Annotated in this window: 16 protein-coding genes; 11 read left to right on the forward strand and 5 right to left on the reverse strand. The window is 59.6% G+C overall.

What is annotated here, in order from left to right; all coding sequences use genetic code 11:
* Positions 1 to 9 precede the first annotated feature (9 nt).
* From rfaE1 to plsY, 7 genes are all read left to right on the forward strand, one after another.
* Entirely contained in the window at positions 10 to 1035 is a 1026-nt protein-coding gene (gene rfaE1 / locus RI101_03810) for a D-glycero-beta-D-manno-heptose-7-phosphate kinase (GenBank protein MEC4889164.1), read from the forward strand.
* Positions 1028 to 1828: a 3-deoxy-manno-octulosonate cytidylyltransferase gene (kdsB, locus tag RI101_03815; protein MEC4889165.1), complete on the forward strand. Its 801-nt coding sequence runs from the start codon at positions 1028 to 1030 to the stop codon at positions 1826 to 1828. The genes rfaE1 and kdsB overlap by 8 nt, the downstream gene beginning before the upstream one ends.
* A gap of 48 nt (positions 1829 to 1876) precedes the next feature.
* A complete protein-coding gene (locus RI101_03820) occupies positions 1877 to 3478 on the forward strand; it encodes a CTP synthase (GenBank protein MEC4889166.1) in 1602 nt (533 codons plus the stop codon).
* Positions 3479 to 3627: 149 nt separating this feature from the next.
* Positions 3628 to 4455, forward strand: coding sequence for a 3-deoxy-8-phosphooctulonate synthase (kdsA, locus tag RI101_03825; GenBank protein MEC4889167.1), 828 nt, complete (start codon positions 3628 to 3630; stop codon positions 4453 to 4455).
* 119 nt (positions 4456 to 4574) lie between these two features.
* Positions 4575 to 5609, forward strand: a complete 1035-nt coding sequence (locus RI101_03830; GenBank protein MEC4889168.1) for a KpsF/GutQ family sugar-phosphate isomerase — start codon at positions 4575 to 4577, stop codon at positions 5607 to 5609.
* A 220-nt stretch (positions 5610 to 5829) separates the two neighbouring features.
* Positions 5830 to 6426: a CDP-diacylglycerol--glycerol-3-phosphate 3-phosphatidyltransferase gene (gene pgsA, locus RI101_03835; protein ID MEC4889169.1), complete on the forward strand. Its 597-nt coding sequence runs from the start codon at positions 5830 to 5832 to the stop codon at positions 6424 to 6426.
* Positions 6427 to 6547: 121 nt separating this feature from the next.
* Positions 6548 to 7153, forward strand: a complete 606-nt coding sequence (plsY, locus tag RI101_03840) for a glycerol-3-phosphate 1-O-acyltransferase PlsY (GenBank protein ID MEC4889170.1) — start codon at positions 6548 to 6550, stop codon at positions 7151 to 7153.
* Between the two features lie 53 nt (positions 7154 to 7206).
* On the opposite strand, the gene rnhA is transcribed toward plsY, so the two are convergent.
* The gene (gene rnhA / locus RI101_03845; protein ID MEC4889171.1) at positions 7207 to 7701 is read right to left on the reverse strand and encodes a ribonuclease HI; all 495 of its coding nucleotides are present in this window, start codon (positions 7699 to 7701) and stop codon (positions 7207 to 7209) included.
* Positions 7702 to 7919: 218 nt separating this feature from the next.
* Here rnhA and RI101_03850 point away from each other — a divergent pair, with 218 nt between their 5' ends.
* A complete protein-coding gene (locus tag RI101_03850) occupies positions 7920 to 8870 on the forward strand; it encodes a PilZ domain-containing protein (GenBank protein ID MEC4889172.1) in 951 nt (316 codons plus the stop codon).
* Positions 8871 to 8967: 97 nt separating this feature from the next.
* On the opposite strand, the gene RI101_03855 is transcribed toward RI101_03850, so the two are convergent.
* From RI101_03855 to RI101_03870, 4 genes are all read right to left on the reverse strand, one after another.
* Entirely contained in the window at positions 8968 to 9258 is a 291-nt protein-coding gene (locus tag RI101_03855; GenBank protein ID MEC4889173.1) for a type II toxin-antitoxin system RelE/ParE family toxin, read from the reverse strand.
* Positions 9255 to 9551 carry a type II toxin-antitoxin system prevent-host-death family antitoxin gene (locus RI101_03860; protein MEC4889174.1) on the reverse strand — a complete coding sequence of 99 codons (297 nt, stop codon included), beginning with the start codon at positions 9549 to 9551 and terminating at the stop codon, positions 9255 to 9257. The genes RI101_03855 and RI101_03860 overlap by 4 nt, the downstream gene beginning before the upstream one ends.
* A gap of 264 nt (positions 9552 to 9815) precedes the next feature.
* Positions 9816 to 10829, reverse strand: coding sequence for a hypothetical protein (locus RI101_03865; GenBank protein MEC4889175.1), 1014 nt, complete (start codon positions 10827 to 10829; stop codon positions 9816 to 9818).
* Positions 10830 to 10937: 108 nt separating this feature from the next.
* On the reverse strand, positions 10938 to 13208 hold the full coding sequence (locus RI101_03870) for a hypothetical protein (protein ID MEC4889176.1): 2271 nt from the start codon (positions 13206 to 13208) through the stop codon (positions 10938 to 10940).
* Positions 13209 to 13274: 66 nt separating this feature from the next.
* Here RI101_03870 and RI101_03875 point away from each other — a divergent pair, with 66 nt between their 5' ends.
* The 3 genes from RI101_03875 to RI101_03885 all read left to right on the forward strand — a co-directional run bounded on the left by RI101_03875 (position 13275) and on the right by RI101_03885 (position 17891).
* A complete protein-coding gene (locus tag RI101_03875; GenBank protein ID MEC4889177.1) occupies positions 13275 to 15005 on the forward strand; it encodes a hypothetical protein in 1731 nt (576 codons plus the stop codon).
* A gap of 239 nt (positions 15006 to 15244) precedes the next feature.
* On the forward strand, positions 15245 to 15595 hold the full coding sequence (locus RI101_03880) for a helix-turn-helix transcriptional regulator (GenBank protein MEC4889178.1): 351 nt from the start codon (positions 15245 to 15247) through the stop codon (positions 15593 to 15595).
* A gap of 382 nt (positions 15596 to 15977) precedes the next feature.
* On the forward strand, positions 15978 to 17891 hold the full coding sequence (locus RI101_03885) for an Ig domain-containing protein (GenBank protein MEC4889179.1): 1914 nt from the start codon (positions 15978 to 15980) through the stop codon (positions 17889 to 17891).
* The last annotated feature ends 132 nt before the right edge of the window (positions 17892 to 18023 follow it).

Consider the following 18023-nt stretch of genomic DNA (forward strand, 5'->3'; position numbering starts at 1 on the left):
GCGCAGGCCATGGCACCTCAGGCATCCAACAGCTCCAAGCAGCAGGCGTCTCCCAAGGCGCTCCGCCAGTATGTGCAGCGGTTTCCCCAGGCCTGTGTGCTGGTCATCGGGGATTTGATTCTCGACCATTATGTCATGGGGCGGGTCAGCCGGATCTCTCCCGAAGCGCCGGTGCCGGTCGTGCATGTGGAGTCCGAGTCTCTGCGCTTGGGCGGCGCGGCCAATGTGTTCAACAACATTCTGGCGCTGGGCGGCAAGGCCGATCTCTGCGGCGTGATCGGCGCCGATGAAAGCGGACGGTTGCTGCTGAAAGAGCTGGGAAGCCAGCGGACGACTCAGTCGTCCCGCGGCGGGGTCATCATCGATCACGACCGTCCGACGACGCGGAAAAGCCGGGTCATCGCCCATAATCAGCAGATCGTGCGCTATGACGTCGAGGGCCGGCAGGAGCTGAAGGCCGCGCTGCAGAAACGCATGTTGCGGTATGTCGAATCCCGCATGCGGGAATTGTCCTGCCTGGTCGTCTCAGATTACGCGAAGGGGGTGGTCACGGCGCAGCTCATGACGGACCTGACGCGGCTGGCCGCCTTGCGCCGGATTCCCATCATCGTGGATCCCAAGGTCGAACATTTCAGCTACTACAAAGGCGTCACCGTGATGACGCCGAATCATCTGGAAGCCACGCAGGCGTCCGGCCTCCATGGGGATGACGATCAGACGGTCGATCAGGCGGGGGCGCTGATCCGGCAACGGCTGGGGTGCCAGTCCGTGCTGATTACGCGCGGTGAAAAGGGGATGAGCCTCTACGAGGGGGACGGCGCCTCCTGGCATTTGCCGACGCAAGCGCGCCAGGTTTACGATGTGACGGGGGCCGGCGATACCGTGATCGGCACGCTCGCACTCGCCCTGTCGACCGGCGCCAGCATGCGCGAAGGGGCGACGCTGGCCAATTATGCGGCCGGGATCGTCGTCGGCATGGTCGGGACCGCCACCGTATCGCCCAAGCAGCTCCTGGAGGCTGTGGGGAATGGGTAGGGCCACGCAACAGGTCATCGTCGTCATTCCCGCGCGCTACGGGTCGTCGCGGTTCCCAGGGAAACCGCTGGTGCGGCTGGGCGAAAAGCCCATGATTCAGCATGTGTATGAACAGGCGGCGGCCTGCCGGTCGGTCAACGAAGTGCTGGTCGCCACGGACGATGACCGGATCAAGCGCGCAGTGGAACAGTTCGGCGGGCGCGTCGTGATGGTGGCCGGCGACTATCGCACGGGCACCGATCGCGTGGCGGCCGTCGCGCGCATGTTTGCCGGCGAGTGGTTTGTCAATTTGCAGGGCGATGAGATCCCCCTGAATCCGGAACTGCTGTCCGACCTGATCGAACCGTTTATTCAAAGCGGCGCGGAAATGGGGACGCTGAAGCGGAAGATGGATGCGACGGACGATCTCCAGAATCCGGGCATCGTAAAAGTCGTGACGGACCTGCGCGGCTATGCCTCGTATTTTTCGCGGGCGCCGATTCCCTGGGTGCGCGACGATGCGAGTCGGCGGGTGGTGAGCGGGCTCCACTACATCCATCTGGGCCTCTATATGTATACGAAGGAAACGCTGCTGCGGTTTGCCGGGCTGGGCACCAGCCAGCTGGAGGATGCCGAGAAGCTGGAGCAGTTGCGCGCGCTGGAACACGGGATTCGCATCCGGGTGTGGGAGACCCAGCATGCCTCGTTGCGCGTGGATGCGCCGGAGGATGTGCCGGACGTGGCGGACCGGCTGCAGCAGTACGATGCCATCAAGCGGGAACTGAGCCGGAATCGAGTGGTGCCGAGCCGATGAGACAGGTGGGCGCGGAGCAACGGGCGGTCGCCGATCGTGGGGGCAACCATGAGTAAATTTATTTTTGTGACAGGCGGAGTGGTATCGTCGCTGGGGAAGGGGCTGGCTTCGGCCTCCATCGGGAATTTGCTTGAGAGCCGCGGGCTGAAGATTACCTTCTTGAAGCTCGATCCCTACATCAACGTCGATCCGGGGACGATGAATCCCTACCAGCACGGCGAAGTGTTCGTGACCGACGACGGGGCGGAGACGGACCTCGATCTCGGCCACTATGAACGGTTCACGTCGCTGTCGCTGACCAAGGAAAACAACTATACGACGGGGCGGATCTACAATTCCGTGATCACCAAGGAGCGCCGGGGCGATTATCTCGGCGGCACGGTCCAAGTGGTGCCGCATATCACGGACGAGATCAAGCAATGCATCATGCGCATCTCGAAGGGCATGGATGTCACGATTGTCGAGATCGGCGGCACCGTCGGCGATATCGAGAGCCTGCCCTTTCTCGAATCCATCCGGCAGATGCCCTACGACGTGGGGCGCGAGAATGTGTTGTACGTCCACCTGACGCTGGTGCCCTATATCGGGGCCGCCGGCGAACTCAAGACGAAGCCCACCCAGCATTCGGTGAACAAGCTGCGTGAGATCGGCATCCAGCCGAACATCCTCTTGTGCCGCACCGACCGCTACATTCCGCCGGAGATGAAGGCCAAGATCGCGATGTTCTGCAACGTCGAGAAGGACGCCGTCATTACCGCCAAGGATGTCGAGACGATCTACGAAGTGCCGATCGTGTTTAGGAAGGAAGGGCTGGATGAGCTGATCGTCCGGCAGTTGCACATCGAGACCGGCCCGCCGAATCTCCGCGAATGGGATGCGATGGTGCAGAAGATCAAGCATCCCAAGCATGAAGTGTCGATTGCGCTGGTCGGCAAGTACGCGGGACTGAAAGAGTGTTACAAGAGCCTGGCCGAAGCGCTGGTGCATGGCGGCATCGATCATGAAACCAAGGTCAATATTTCCTGGATCGAGTCCGAAGATGTCGAGCGGCAAGGCACGGAGCGGATCCTGCGCGAGGCTGACGGGATTTTGATTCCGGGCGGGTTCGGAACGCGCGGGGTCGAAGGCAAGATCCTCACGATCACGTATGCGCGCGAGCGCCAGGTGCCGTTCCTCGGGCTGTGTTTGGGCATGCAGTGCGCGACCATCGAGTTCGCGCGGAACGTGGCGGGGCTGGCGGGCGCCAATAGCGCCGAGTTCGACGAACAGTCGCCCCATCCGGTGATTCACTTGATGTCCGATCAGCAGGGCGTGAGCGACAAGGGCGGGACCATGCGGCTCGGCTCCTATCTCTGCAAGCTCGGCGAAGGCACGCTGGCGCAAAAGATGTACGGCGTGAGCGAAGTGCGCGAGCGGCATCGCCATCGCTATGAATTCAATAACGCCTATCGTGAACAATTGACGGCCAAGGGATTGGTCTTGAGCGGCCTGTCACCCGATGGACGGCTGGTCGAGATCGTCGAGCTCAAGGAGCATCCCTGGTTCCTGGCCACGCAGTTCCATCCGGAATACTGTTCGCGCCCGCACCGTCCGCATCCCTTGTTCAGTGGATTCATCGGTGCGGCGTTGCGCCGCAAGTGCGGCCATTAACGTGAGGTGCTGAAACCAGCTTTCAGCTTTGTTCTCGGTTCGTCGAAATCCTCAACGTGCCTCTGAGGGTACGCCTCCGGTTTCGACTCACCTGCGGCCTCGCTGAAAAACTGGTTTGAGCACCTCATGGGAAGAAATAAGGGAAAGCTATGGCGAAGGAAGTCGAGATAGGAAACTTCAAGGTTGGCGCGGGAAACAGGCCGTTTCTGATCGCGGGGCCTTGTGTCATCGAGAGCGAACAGCTGGTGATGGATACGGCGGGCCGGATTGCCGAGATCACCAAGTCCCTCGGGATTCCCTACGTCTTCAAGGCCTCGTTCGATAAAGCCAACCGCACCTCGATCAAGTCCTATCGTGGTCCCGGCCTTGAGCAGGGGCTGGCGGTGCTGAAGAAGGTCAAAGACCAATTGGGGCTGCCGGTGCTGACGGATGTCCATACGGACGAGCAGGCAACTGAGGCGGGGAAGGTGGTCGATGTGCTGCAGATCCCCGCGTTTCTCTGCCGGCAGACCGATTTGCTCATCGCCGCGGCGAAGACCGGCAAGGTCGTCAATGTGAAGAAGGGGCAATTCCTCTCACCGCCCGAAATGGCCAACGCCGTCAAAAAGGTGGAGGAGTGCGGAAGCCAGCGCATTGTGCTGACCGAGCGCGGCTCGTCGTTCGGCTACAACAATCTCGTGGTCGATATGCGCTCCTTTCCCATCATGCGGAGCTTCGGCTATCCCGTCGTGTTCGACGCGACCCATAGTGTGCAGTTGCCGGGCGGCGGGGGCACCAAATCCAGCGGCCAGCGCGAGTTTGTCGAGCCCCTGGCCTGCGCGGCGGCCGGCGCCGGGGTGGACGGATTTTTTATGGAAGTGCACCCGAACCCGGACGAGGCGTTGTCAGATGGACCGAACATGGTGCCGCTGCATCAACTGACATCTTTGCTTGAACGGGTGCTTCGGATCTGTGAGGCCGCAAAACCACGGAACTGATTCCGGGGTCCACAGGTGTTTCATGGAAGTCCATTCCAATCAGGATAGGCCTTCTCCGATGGGCCCAACAGGGTTCGATTGTATCAACTGAAATCTTTGCTCGAACGGGTGATGCGGATATGCGACGCAGCAAAACCACGCAATTAAAGCCCAAGCCAAAGCGGGCCTCCACTCCCAAGGGGATCAAGAGCCTGGGGAGCCTGGGCGACGGCAAGCGGGTGCTTGAAATCGAGGCGCGTGCCGTCCATGCGATGGTTGAGCGCCTGGACGAGTCGTTCGCCAAGGCGGTGGATGTGCTCTTCCGGTGCAAGGGGAAGGTCGTCGTGTCCGGCATGGGCAAGTCCGGCCTGATCGGACAGAAGATCGCGGCGACGCTCGCCAGCACCGGCACCTCCTCATTCTTTCTCCATCCTGCCGAAGGCGTGCACGGTGATCTGGGTATGCTGGCTCGCCGCGATGCCTTGATTGCGATTTCCAATAGCGGGGAGACGGCGGAACTGTTGCAGATCCTGCCCTACGTCGAGCGCATGGGCATTCCGGTCATCGGGCTCACGGGCCGGATGAATTCCACGCTGGCGAAAAACAGCCATGTGGCCCTGGATGTGTCGGTGGCGGAAGAGGCCTGTCCGATGGGGCTGGCGCCGACGGCCAGCACGACCGTGACGCTCGCCATGGGCGATGCGTTGGCCGTTGCGCTCTTGCAGAAGCGCGGGTTTCAGGAAGAAGACTTTGCCCAGTTCCATCCGGGCGGGTCCCTGGGCCGCCGGTTGCTAGTGCGGGTGAAGGATCTCATGCACGGCGGCGCCAATCTTCCACAAGTCGAGGAATCCGTCGCCGGGACGACGGCCATGCTGGAAATGACGGCCAAGAAGCTCGGGATGACGACCGTCGTCGATCAGGCCGGCAAGCTTGCGGGCATTATCACGGACGGGGATTTGCGGCGCTTCATTCAGCGCGGCGGAGATTTTGCCAAGGCCACGGCGCGCGAGCTGGCGTCCCGGAATCCCAAGACGATCGGCCCCGATGTGCTGGCGGCCAAGGCCGTGGAAATGATGGAGCGGTTTTCCATCACCACGCTCGTCGTCACCGAAGGCGATCGCAACATCCGCGGCGTCATTCATTTGCATGATCTCTTGAAAAGCGGCATCGTTTAGTAGGATGCTGAAAAAGTCCGCCAGCGTCGTTCTCGCCTCGAACGCATCCTCAACGTACCCCTGAGGGTACGCCTCCGGTGCATTCATCGGCTGCGGCCTTGCTGAACGGCCTTTTTGAGCATCCTGCGTGCTTCTCTTGTTGCTCTCTGTGGGTAGTGCTATCACCATTTTGGTAAACCCATTAGTTTGTCTCTAGTCTGCTAGGGGATGTGATCTGGCTATGAACCGCGTCTTGGAAGTCTGGCGGGAAATCGGACAGGAGTCGCTCAACCTCCCCAATCTTCTCACGCTCGTCCGCATCCTGCTGATTCCCGTCTTCGTGGCCCTCTTTATTACGCCGACGCCGGACCGGTCGCTGAGCGCGGCCATCGTGTTTGTGGTGGCGGCGGTGACGGATTTGCTGGATGGCTATATCGCCCGCCGAACGGGACAAGTCACGAAGCTTGGGAAGTTGCTCGATCCGATTGCGGATAAGCTGCTGGTGCTGTCGGCCTTGATTCTCCTGGTCAATATCGACCGGGTCAGCGCGCTCGTGGCGATTCTCGTCATCGCGCGTGAAGTGGCGGTCACCGGCATCCGGGCCATTGCCGCCGGTGAGGGCTTGATCATTGCCGCGGAGGCCACCGGCAAATACAAGATGGCGCTGCAGGTGGTGGCGATCGTGTTGCTGATTCTTGAAGGGACGGGGCTCGCCGAACTGGGCAATCTCCACCTCGCCGGCAGTGCCACGCTCTACCTGTCGCTGGTGTTGGGCTACATCTCGGGCGGGCAGTATGTCTGGAGTTTTTGGAAGCAGGTTGTCGCCAAGGGCCTGTAGCCGTGAGCCGTAAAACGTCAGGCGTAAAAGGTGGCGCGACGGGTGAGTCAAGATTGTCTGGGCGGTGTGTGGCAGCGGTAGTTGTATCGGTGCGGCTCTCCTCTAAGTATCGGAAATATCCATGGACATGAATTGGCTGCTTGGTGCTCTGATTGTGGTCGGATATCTGCTCGGCGCGGTGCCCTTCGGCGTCGTGGTGTCGAAGGCGATGGGGCTGCCAGATCCGCGCACGGTCGGGAGCAAGAATGTCGGCTTTACCAACGTGCTGCGAGTCTCGGGGAAGAAGGCCGGCCTGCTCACCTTGGCCGGCGATATGGGCAAGGGGTGGGTCATGGGGTATGCGGCCACACAGCTGCTGCAAGACGAATGGACCATCCTGCTCGTGGCGCTCGCGCCGTTTCTCGGCCACCTCTTTTCGCCGTTCCTGGGCTTTACCGGCGGCAAGGGGGTCGCCACCGCCTTGGGTTCGGTGCTCGGCGTGGCCCCCGTCATTGGTGTGACGCTGCTGCTGGCCTGGCTGGGCGCGGTCGCGCTCTGGCGCTATTCCTCAGGCGGCGCACTGACGGCCTTCGGCCTCTTTCCGCTCATTGCTGCTCTCGCCCGTCCCACGGTGGGCTTTGTCCTCTTCTCTGTCATCGTCAGCGGCCTCATCGTGTTCAAGCACAAGGGGAACATTGAGCGCTTGTGGAACGGGACGGAGAGTAAGATCGGACAGAAGAAACCGTAGCAGACTGTCAGGATAATAGGCCGGTCGGATTGGCTGTGCACGCCAGATCCGAGTCAGAATAGATTCCCGTCCCACGCTTGTTCAGCACCGTTCTTCGTTCCGCCGATCGCCTTCCCGGCGCGGCGCGCCTGTTCCAGACCGGCGCGAGCCAGCGCATCGACACGTTCGTTGTCCGGATGCCCCGCGTGGCCCTTCACCCAGCGCCATTCGATCGTATGGCCGGATGCCAGCGCATCCAGGCGGCGCCAGAGATCCTCGTTCTTGACCGGGGCCTTGCTGGCCGTCTTCCAGCCCCGCCGCTTCCAGTTGTGAATCCATTCGCTGATGCCCTTCTGGACATACTGCGAATCGGTGTAGACCAGCGCGGTGACCGGCTCTTTGAGCGATTGCAAGGCCTCAATGACGGCGAGCAACTCCATGCGATTGTTCGTGGTCGCGGGCTCGCCGCCGCAGAGTTCCGTTTCGGTTTCGCTGATGCGCAGCAGCGCGCCCCATCCGCCAGGACCGGGATTCCCGCTGCAGGCACCGTCTGTATAAATTTCGATCATGTGGTCACACTCACAAGCGTTCTGATCCGTTTTAATTCTAGTTCAGTAGAGGGCGGCGTACCATATTGGCCGCCCTGTCGGGTGGCCCATCCATCCTCGAACAGTTACGATTAGATAAGTAATGGAAAGTAGGCCTTCAGTGCAAGGCGTTAGTCTTGCAGATCCCCTTATCCGGCCTCGTATCACGGGATGTGGGACGAACAATCGGAGGAGCAGGCATGGCCCAACAGATGTCAGCACTTGATCATTATGAGCGCGGGTTGGTCCTCAAGCAGGTGCAGATGCTCCCTCAGGCGATCGAGGATTTTAAAAAAGCCTCCCTCAGTCCAGACTGTGCCGGAAAAGCCCATGTCCAAATTGCCTTATGCCTCAAGGCCTCCGGGCGCCATGAAGAAGCCGTGATGGCATTCCGGCAAGCTGCCGTGTCGCCTACGGTGTCGCCCGAAGAACAGCGACACATTCTCTATCATATGGGGCAGACGCTGGAATTGCTGGGCCGGCATGCGGAAAGCCTCGAAGTATATGGGTGGATTAGAAAAGAGGCCCCTGGATTTCTCGATGTGGCACAACGGATCAAGTATCTGAGTTCCGGCGGTCGAGCACCAGTTCCTCAGTCCAAGGGTTCCTGGCATGTCTGCATGGAAGAGGTGAAGAAGCGTGGCCGGCAATTAAAGCCTCATGTGAATGCCTTGTTGGAGCAGACCGGGCAATGGCTTAGTCGGCAGGCGAAAAGTCTAAAGGGGCATCGCTTGTTTGAGAGAGCGAGTGCCGGTTCCTCAGGCCAGCCTATACGGCTGGTCCAGCAGGCCCGCATCTCGAGGCAGCCAGGCCAACCGGCGTCATGCGCTCGCGCGGCAGATAAGCGGCGGCATGCCCGCGCGCCGGTCTGTTTGCAGAGTCATTTTTCTGCAAAAAGTCGAAGGATGACTGGTGAGGGCGTGTTGCGTGACCTGTCACCATGGGGCTGTCGTGTCACAAGTTTTGCGGCGGTTCCGGTAGGGGAGCGCGTGGAGTGTTGCATCTTCCTGCAGGGCATGGCCAACCCGGTCGTCATTGAAGGCGCTGTGGTGCGCTGGATCAACTCGCGCGAATTCGGCCTCTCGTTCACCAGCGTCCGCCCTGTAGTCCAGCGGCAGATCGAGAAGCTCTGTCGAGCGCAAGCTGCGTGACGGGGGCATCTCGCACCGTGACGGAAGGCGCTCCGAGCCGCCGAGGATAGGCCGCTCGGAGTGAAACGGAGAATATCCCCGATTCCTATCCCCGCCGTTATTCGACTTTTTCCCGCAGCTGAGCCGTGAGGTCTTCGTAGATCGATTGGCGAGGGCCAACGGCCATGAGGCGAATGGTGTGGCGGGCTCGGTCGGTGGCATAGACGATCCGAAAGCGGCGCACGCGAAACTTCCAGAGTCCGCGCAGTTCGCGGCGCAGCGGCTCCCCGCATTCCGGATCGATGGCAATCGCGCGAATCGCGGCTTTGATCGATCGTTTCAGATCGGGATGGAGCGCGCGGATGACCTCCGCCACATGCGGAGGGATGATGGGCTGAAAGGGCTTCACGCAGTGCGGCGCTTCTTGGCGGGCGCAATTGGTTCCCCGAACACGTCCTCGAACGAGAGACCTTTCTTGCCGGTTCGGTAGAAGGCCTGGCTCTCGGCGATCTGGTGCATCATGGCCGGATCGCTCAGCACGTCGAGCGTCTCTTTCAGGCGGGCATACTCCTGCACGTTGACGAGCATCGCCGCAGGCCTGCCGTTCTTGGTGACGATCACCTCTTCCTCACGTTCATCGACGCCGGTGATCAGCTCCGGAAGCCGCGTCTTCACTTCTGACAAGGGCAGCGTTTTTGCCATGGGATACCTCAACTGAAAAGATGACCAGAATTCTGGTCGTGATGATACAGCCGCAAGCGGGGTGCCGTCAAATCAATGGGGTCGTGGCCGGATGGCATCATGCCGAGTAATCAGGAAAGATCCCCCCGTCCGTATTCCAATCCCACTTCGCAATAAGTCAATACTCGTGCCTGACCCTATGTAATGACCCTTGTGTGATCGCAAGACCTGCCCCGCAATATATTATGGAGAAGTTTCCTGTTCCTTTGTTTTGATCGAATCTGTCTATGACCGACCAAAGAAGCTGTCTGCTGCTCCACTTTTGAAAAACTCCGTGAAGCCGCCATCGAAATTAATATATCGGGGTGTAAGAATTTGCGCCCGACCAAGGTTTGTTGACGCCTCCTCCGATTTTGATTTATCGCCGTTAACCACCATGACAAGATCAGCTTTCTTTATCTTTTCCCTCAATAGATTTAGGAATGGTTCCTCTGTGCCTCGCCATCCAATGACGAGAATTTTAGTTACCTGAGGCAGCAAGGATTTCAGTGCTTCAACATGGTATGCAGGGCATTCGAACTGTAGCTTGGATTCAACGGGGATGGCGAGGGCAGGAAAAACTGCCCGGTCCTGCCTGGGTGCCGGTGGGGATTCACCGACGATTACATATTGGTTCGTTATGAATTCGGGCGAGTATGAATTAATTACGGAATTAGCAATGTCTACCCGCTTCCCGCGAATATCTATAGGCGCAGTGCTCAGCCGACCCCAGCTAACGGAGCCGTGAATCTTGATAAGTGGCAGATGGTTTTCAATATATGACGGAAAATCGTTGAATGTACATCCAAACTGCTCCAATGCTCCATCCAATAAAGTGTCATAATTAAAAGTTACGAAGCCGGCGCGTTCGCCTGATTTCCGAATGTGGTCGACGAGTGCAAGATAGTTGCTGATGGATTGTGTTTCTTTTAGCCACGTTCTTGGTAATTCGAAAAGTATTTCTTGTAAATAGTAGCGGATTGCCGCGAGTTGCTGAAGACGGGTGGGGTAATTCGCTGCTTCAGTTTGGAGTTTTTGTAACTGCTTTTCGACGGTCCCTTCTGGCATGTCTCGCAATTGTTGAATAATAGGAAGGCATTGTGGGTATTTGTTCATCACGTTGCCAAAGTATTGGCGATCACCAAATAAGTCGTTTGCTATTGGGGGGCGTTCGGACATCGAGTTGTACCGAGAGTCACTGGCTGGCCGTGATGGGGCAGAGTCATAAGATGCACCAGCACCTAAGATTACAAGCAACACGGTAGGTGTCCTTCTCCAAATTCAATCATAGGTTAGGCCCTAGATGAGTGGTCTTGAAGCTAAATGAGCGTCTGCTCTTGCAATCGCCCCCGTCGAGAGAGCAAGACTTTACACCTTCCCAAACATCTTCTCAAAGAACTCCCTTGCCAGCTTCATGTGTCCTTCGATATCCGTCTGCAAATGCCTTGCGCCTGCTTGCCAGTCGTCTGTTGTGTAGCCGACGCGGCGGGCGAGGAAGATGAACTCGTCTGAGTCGGGGGGCGGGAGGACGAGGTCTTTGGTATTGCCGCGCACCATGCGGAGGCCGTCGATGAGCATGCGGATGAACAGGTAGGCTTTGCGGAGGCTCTCTCCCGTTGCGCGGGGGATCAGGCCCACCTCGACCAGCGCGGCGAGGGCTTGAAGCGTGTTCGGCGTGCGCAGGCTCTGGTGCCGGTGGCCGTGCATGACTTGCAGGTATTGCACGGCGTATTCGATGGTGACGATGCCGCCGTGGCTGTGTTTGAGGTTGAGCTTGCCCGGCTCGACGAGCTGCGCGATCTGCTGGCGCCGCAGGTCGAGCGCGAGGGCCAGGTCCCAGGGCGCTCCGCTGTAGACGAACGCATCCCGATGGGCCTCGACCTGCTTGCCCAGTGACTTGTCGCCCGCGATATGGCGCAGCTTGATGAGCGCCTGCCGTTCGAAGGGTGCGGCTTGTCCCTCGGCGCTGTAGTATGTGCAGACTTCTTCGAACGCGTTGGCCAGTGAGCCTTTCCCTCCGTGGGGCCGCAGGCGCACGTCGATGTGGAAAATGCCTTCCTGTTTGGCCTCGATCCGTTGCAGCAGTTCCTGCGCGAGGCGCTCGAAGTATTCGCTGTTCTCGATGCCCTGTTTGCCGCTGGTTCGTCCGCTCCCGCCATAGACGAAGAGCACTTCGATATCGGAGGCGTAGCCCATCTCCCGCCCGCCGAATTTGCCTGCGCCGAGGATGGCGAAGGGGCAGGGCTTCTTGTTGGCGAGGCGGGGCGCTCCATAGAGCTTGTTCAGCTTGGCTTGGCAATCGGCCAGGCTCCGCTCCACGATAACTTCCGCCAATTGCGAAATGGCCAGGGAGAAGTCCGGGAGGCTGGTGGTCGGTTCCACGATGTGCTTCATGTCGATCCGGAACAATTCCCGATCCTTGAAGCGATTGAGGGCCTCTTTGCGCGCCTCGTCGGTCTTGGCCTTGGCGATGGCCCGGTCTAATTCTTTGCGCAGGGCAGCCTGCGGCTTGATGAGCGGGGCGTCGCGGTATTCCGTGAGCATGGGCAGGAGGTTGTCATGCTGGCGGCGGAGGAAGTCTTCCCACAGGAAGTCGCTCGCGCCGAGCAGCCGCGCCAGGATCGGGAAGGTGCGTTTGTCGCGCAGAAAGTCGAGCGCCTGGCTCTTGGCCTTCTTGCCGGTGTCCTGCACGATGAGGTCGAGGAACTGGTCGAAGGATTCGAGGGCTTTGGCCGGATCGGGCGCCCAGGTGAGGGCGTGGGTGAATTGCTTGATCAGCACTGCGGTCAGGCGCAGATGCTCCTGCTCGGCGCTATCGAGCAGCTTCTGTCCGTAGCGATTGCGGACGTGGAAGCGGTCGTGCAGTTTCGTGCCGTCGTTCTCAAACTGGGCCTTGGCGATGTAGATGTTGCGCATCGCGAGGGCGTTGGCGAAGGCGTAGAGGAAAGCCGGGGTGTCGTCCGAGCGGATGTCCATGATGGTGTCCGTCGGCGACTGGCTGTTGTCGAAGGTAATGTGCACGGTGTGGAGGAGTCCGGTAAAGGCGCTCCGCTGTTTGCCCAATCGTTCAACCAGGCGGCGGTTCACCTGTTGCCGGGCCTCTTCGAACTGGCCGTTGTCCAGCAGGCGGATCATGTCAGTCAATGCCTGGGTGAGGGCTCCTTGCTCGGCGGCGGAGAAGCGCTCGCCGCTGACGGGCTGCACGAGGAACACATCGACAATCTTCTTGCGGCTGAGGCCGGGGCGGCCTTGGGGCCGCCTTGACGGCCAGGGAGTTTTTGCTTTGGCGGGCGAGGCCGCCGCATCGGCAAAGGTGTAAATGCGGCCTTCTTCGATGTTCAGGCCGAAGGCGGAGAGCAGGCCGCAGATGGTGGCGAACTCGGAAAAGTAATCGTAGGCGACGATGCTGAGCTCGATGTGCTGGTCCCGCGCCGGCCGCACCGACAGTTCGCAGGGATGGTCCGGCGTCAGCTTGCTGGTGAGTTGGATATGGTGCGCAATGGTGTCCGGTGGAAAGCGCTCGAAGTATTCGGCATCCATCCGCGTGACGAAGTCGCGCAGCACGTCGTCTTCGACGGCAGGGCAGAGCGGATGCAGCGTGGTGAGGAATGATTCGCGTGACCGGTCGAGATCCGCCATGGGGCGCAGTATACCCGAAGTAGGCTGCGTTGTGGGAACCGGAGCCGGTCAGTATAATGCCCGGTTATGACACGCGCGCGAAAGGTCTCGCCTGTACCATCCCGTGCCGGTTCTGCTCTGGCGCCGCCCAGCGGACTCGATCCGACGCCGCTGCTTCTCGCATCCAGTCTGGAGCCGGGGCAGTTGGAGGCGATTCTCCACTCGTACCATATTCAACGCGTCAAAGAAGCGGACGCCAATCTGCAGGCCATGGCGGGAGAGCCGCATCACCGGCGGCAGTTGGCCGGGATTCTGGTTCCGCTGCTGGATTCCGTCAGCCGCACCGCCGATCCCGATCAGGCGGTGAACCATTGGGAGCGGCTGCTCTCGAACGTCTCCCGCTCGTCCTTTCTCGAATATCTCCGCAGCTCTCCCCGTATGCTGGACCTGGTCTGCACCATTTTCGGCAACAGCGACTCGCTGGCCGTGACCCTCATTCGCGATCCGCTGCTCATCTATTGGCTGGCCGAGCAGGAGGTGCTGTCGAAGCCGCCGACCAGGGCTGGGCTGGAGCGGGCGATTCAGAAGCAGTTGAGCCAGCTGACCGTCTCCGAGCTCAAGCTGGATGCGCTGCGGCGTATTCGGCGGCGCGAGATGCTGCGCATCGGCGTGCGCGATGTGCTGAAGCTGGCCGATGTGCCGGAAACGACCGGCGCCTTGTCCGATCTCGCCTCGGTGCTGATCGATGCGGCCTATCGGGTGGTGGATGCCGATTTGCAGGCCGAGCATGGCAAACCCATGCATAAGAACCGGCAGGGGAAATGGGTGGAGACGGGGTTCACCGTCATCGGCATGGGCAAGCTTGGGGGCCACGAGCTGAATTACAGTTCCGATGTCGATGTGCTCTATATCTGCGAGTCCCATGACGGGGAGACCAGGGCTGTCACGCGAAAGGGCGCGCGCGGGGGAGCGAAACCGCTCGAGCCCATCTCCAACGAAGAGTACTTCGAGCATGTGGCCAGGCGCTTGACGAAGGCCATTTCCGAGCAGACGCACGAAGGCTTCATCTTCCGGGTGGATCTGCGGTTGCGGGCGGAGGGGTCGGTCGGGCAATTGACCCGCTCGCTGGAGGACTACGACAAATATTACCGGACCAGAGGCGTCGTGTGGGAGCGGCTGGCGCTGCTGAAGGCCTGGCCGATTGCCGGGTCCATGCATGTCGGGAAAGCCTTTCTCCGGTCGGTGAAACCCTTCATCTTCGGCCCGGCTGCGGCCAAGCCTGATTTGGCAGGGGCGCTGGCGATCGTGCGCGATGTCCGCGCCGTGAAGGACATGATCGACGCGAAGATGGCCGACCGCGGCCATGAGCGGCGGAATGTGAAGCTGGGCGTCGGCGGCATCCGCGAGATCGAGTTTCTCGTGCAGACGATTCAGGTGCTGGCCGGCAAGCGGGTCCCGGCGCTGCTGGATCGCAGCACGCTCGGCGCGTTGAATCGATTCGTTCGTCTCAAGCTGATTACCGCCAAAGAACGGGATGACCTGACCGCCGCCTACGTCTTTCTCCGTGACGCCGAACACAAACTACAGATGGTTCACGATCTCCAGACCCACTCACTTCCCGATCAGCAAGACGAACTGGAACGCTGCGCCATCCGCATGGGCTACCAGGGTGCCAGCCGATCCGCTGCCCTCACACACTTCCAATCCGACCACGCCGCCCACACCACCGTCGTCCACGATCTCTTCCGCTCCCTGTTCGAAACCCCCGAGACCTCCAAGCTGCTCAAGGCGACGCTGCGGATGATGCGCCAGCCGTAGCAGGCCGCTAGCGGCTGTTCCCCTGTCTCTATCGATCTCCTTCTGGTTTTCGTTGAAAGTCCTGAGCGATGGGTTCCCCGCATCATGGGGGGGAATCTGTGGGGATTTTCTCGACGGCCCATCCTCCGCGGCCTTCATGGAGTCCAGTCATTGCTCGCTAACGTATTGATGAACCGGAAGAGTTATGCGGTTGCTTCAGCCGTGGCTTCGCTGGCAGAGGGCTTGCTGATGGGCAGGGCATGACCACATCAACAATCCAAAGCCGGGAGCTCATGAACGAGAAAAAACAACGGTTCCATATCGGGGTTGTCGTCCGAACGCATCCCCGATTCGCCTCTTTGACTCCTCGGGAGTACGAAGTCCTGCAGTGGGTTGTGCAAGGCAAATCGAACGGGGATATCGCCGTGATTCTGGGCCTGGCTCTCCGCACGGTCAAGAAACACCTGGAACGAGTGTTTGCCAAGTTGGGCATTCACAGCCGGTTTGAGGCAATGGCGCTCTGTTATGAACTGGCTTATCGGCAGGAAGATGCCGGGCAGCAGGATGGCACATACGACCGAAGCCGTATTGTCAGGGATAGGCCGTCCTGAGATGGTGCGCGCGCAGTATCAGAATGATGCGACGAAGCACATATCGCGGGAAGTTTCTTCTTGGAAGATGGTCATGAAGCTCTTGTGGTGTGGACCAAGGGAGATGGTCTGTATGTCCATGTGGGGCATGTGCCAGTGATCCGTCAGTTGCGGGCTCGGTTACGGCAAGGATGCGATTGGCTACAGGGAGGTGGTTATGAAGGGTGTATGGCGGGGGATTGGTTTATCGGGGTTCATTGCAGTTGTGGCGTGCATCGCACTGGTTGCTTGCAGCGGAGGTGGGAGCAGCAGTGGCGGCAGCACACCTTCGGTGCAGACGGGATCTGTATCTGGGGTAGTTGTTTCAGCGGAGACAGGGAACGCGCCGGTGGCAGGTGCGTTCGTGAGCACAACGGCAGGGTCGACTGCGTCAGGCGCCGATGGCAGCTTCACGGTACCAGCTCCGGTGAATGATCGTGCTGTCATCCACGTTGAGGCCAGCGGGTTTGCGGAGGCGTTTCCAGTTGCACGGGTAGTATCGGGGCAGACTACGACGGTTGGCGTCAAGTTGCTCCCGGTCGGGTCTACGCAGCCCGTGACGGTGGCGAGCGGTGGAACTGTGACGGTACCCAACTCGACGGCGCAGGTCGATCTGCCCGCCAATGGGCTGGTTCCCCAAAATGGCGGCACGGTAGCCGGAACGGTCAATGTGTCCGTTACTCCGATTAACCCCGCAGTCGATCCGAAGTTAATGCCTGGTGACTTTACCGGCTTATCGGCTGGAGGAACGACGCCGATTGAAAGCTTTGGCGCGATCGTTGTGGATATCCGCGACAATGCCGGTAATCGCTATAACTTAGCGGCAGGCAAGACCGCGACGATCCGGATTCCGTTAGGGACCAAAAGCTCGAATCCTCCCACCACCATTCCCCTCTGGTATTTCGATGAGACAAGCGGGTTATGGAAGGAGGAAGGTACGGCGACGCTCCAAGGAACGGCTCCAAATCAGTATTACGAAGGGACTGTCTCACATTTCAGTACGTGGAATGCGGATGATCCGATGCTGCGAACGTGGGTGAATGGCTGCGTGCAGGATGCAAATGGGCAGCGGGTGGCCTATGCATGGGTGGAGAGTGACGGCATTGACTACTCAGGAGGCGATTCTGATTGGACGATGGCCGACGGGACATTCAAAGTAGGAGTCCGGAAAGGCGGATCATCGGCAGTCAGGGTAGTTAAGTATAATTCTAATCCATTTAGTTTCGAGGTGATCAGTAATTCTGTGACGGTGACCTCGTCGCCCAATGACCCCACGGATTTTGTACGAACCTTGCAGAATTGCCTGGTTGTGAACCCCGGGGTCTTGACGGTTGCCACCTCCGTGTTGGCGGGGGGCAATGTGAATGCCGTCTACAATCAGACATTAGCCGCAACCGGCGGCGTGCCAGGCTATGCCTGGAGTCTGAATGCCGGGTCGAATCCCTTGCCGGCCGGATTGTCGTTGAATGCATCCGGCGTGATTTTGGGTACGCCGACGGCGGCGGGCACGACGACGATCACGGTGAAGGTCACGGACTCGGTCGGCGGGATCGCGACCAAACAGCTGAGCATCACGATCAGTCCGGCTGGGGTGATGCCCATCAGCATCACGACCGCCTCGCCGCTACCGGCAGGAGTCGTTGGGTCTACCTACAATCTTTCGCTGGCAGCCACGGGGGGAACCGGCACCAGAACGTGGAGCGTGACTGCCGGGTCGTTGCCGACAGGACTGACACTCAATCCGTCCACTGGGGCGATCAGTGGCATACCTACGACACAGGGGACGGCTACGTTTACCGTTCAAGTGGCGGATAGTGGGAATCCACAACAGTCTGATCAGCGGCAACTGAGTCTGACCATCAACTCAGTCGGTGGTGGCGGAGGAGGCACGCTTACGGTGACTGGTGCACCAGCGAGCGTGGGAGGGAGTTTTGTCGTGAATCCGAGCGATATTGTTATAGAAGACTTCTTTGGGTTTAGAGGTGTTGTATGGGGTGAGGTAGTTTCAGGGGGCCATATAGAGGGAGTAGGGGTAGTCTATGAGCTCTCAACAGGGAACCTAGTAAGTTCATCCTTCTTTATCTCAGATGGAGGGGTGTACAAACAGTGGTCTTGTTTCACGCCGTTAGGTTCTCCGCTTCCTGGGTGGACTCCATGTAGTGGGGTTACGTTGGACGTCAGTACAGGGACGGTCACTTTTGCGAACGCGACGTTGGGTGACATTGAAAATCTAGTACCTACCATTACCCTGAATGGCTCGTTGAGCGTTACGCCGTGATGAGTGAGGGGAGATTGGATTTGGCGAGGCGGCGGGATTCCCCGCCGCCTCGGAGCATGGGGAGAAAAGTTGGAGTGTTAGAAGGTGCCGATAAGGCCTATTTTCGTATTGAGCCAGAAGTGGGTTGATGAG

Origin of the sequence: Nitrospira sp. (genome assembly GCA_035968315.1) — a bacterium.
GTDB lineage: Bacteria > Nitrospirota > Nitrospiria > Nitrospirales > Nitrospiraceae > Nitrospira_D.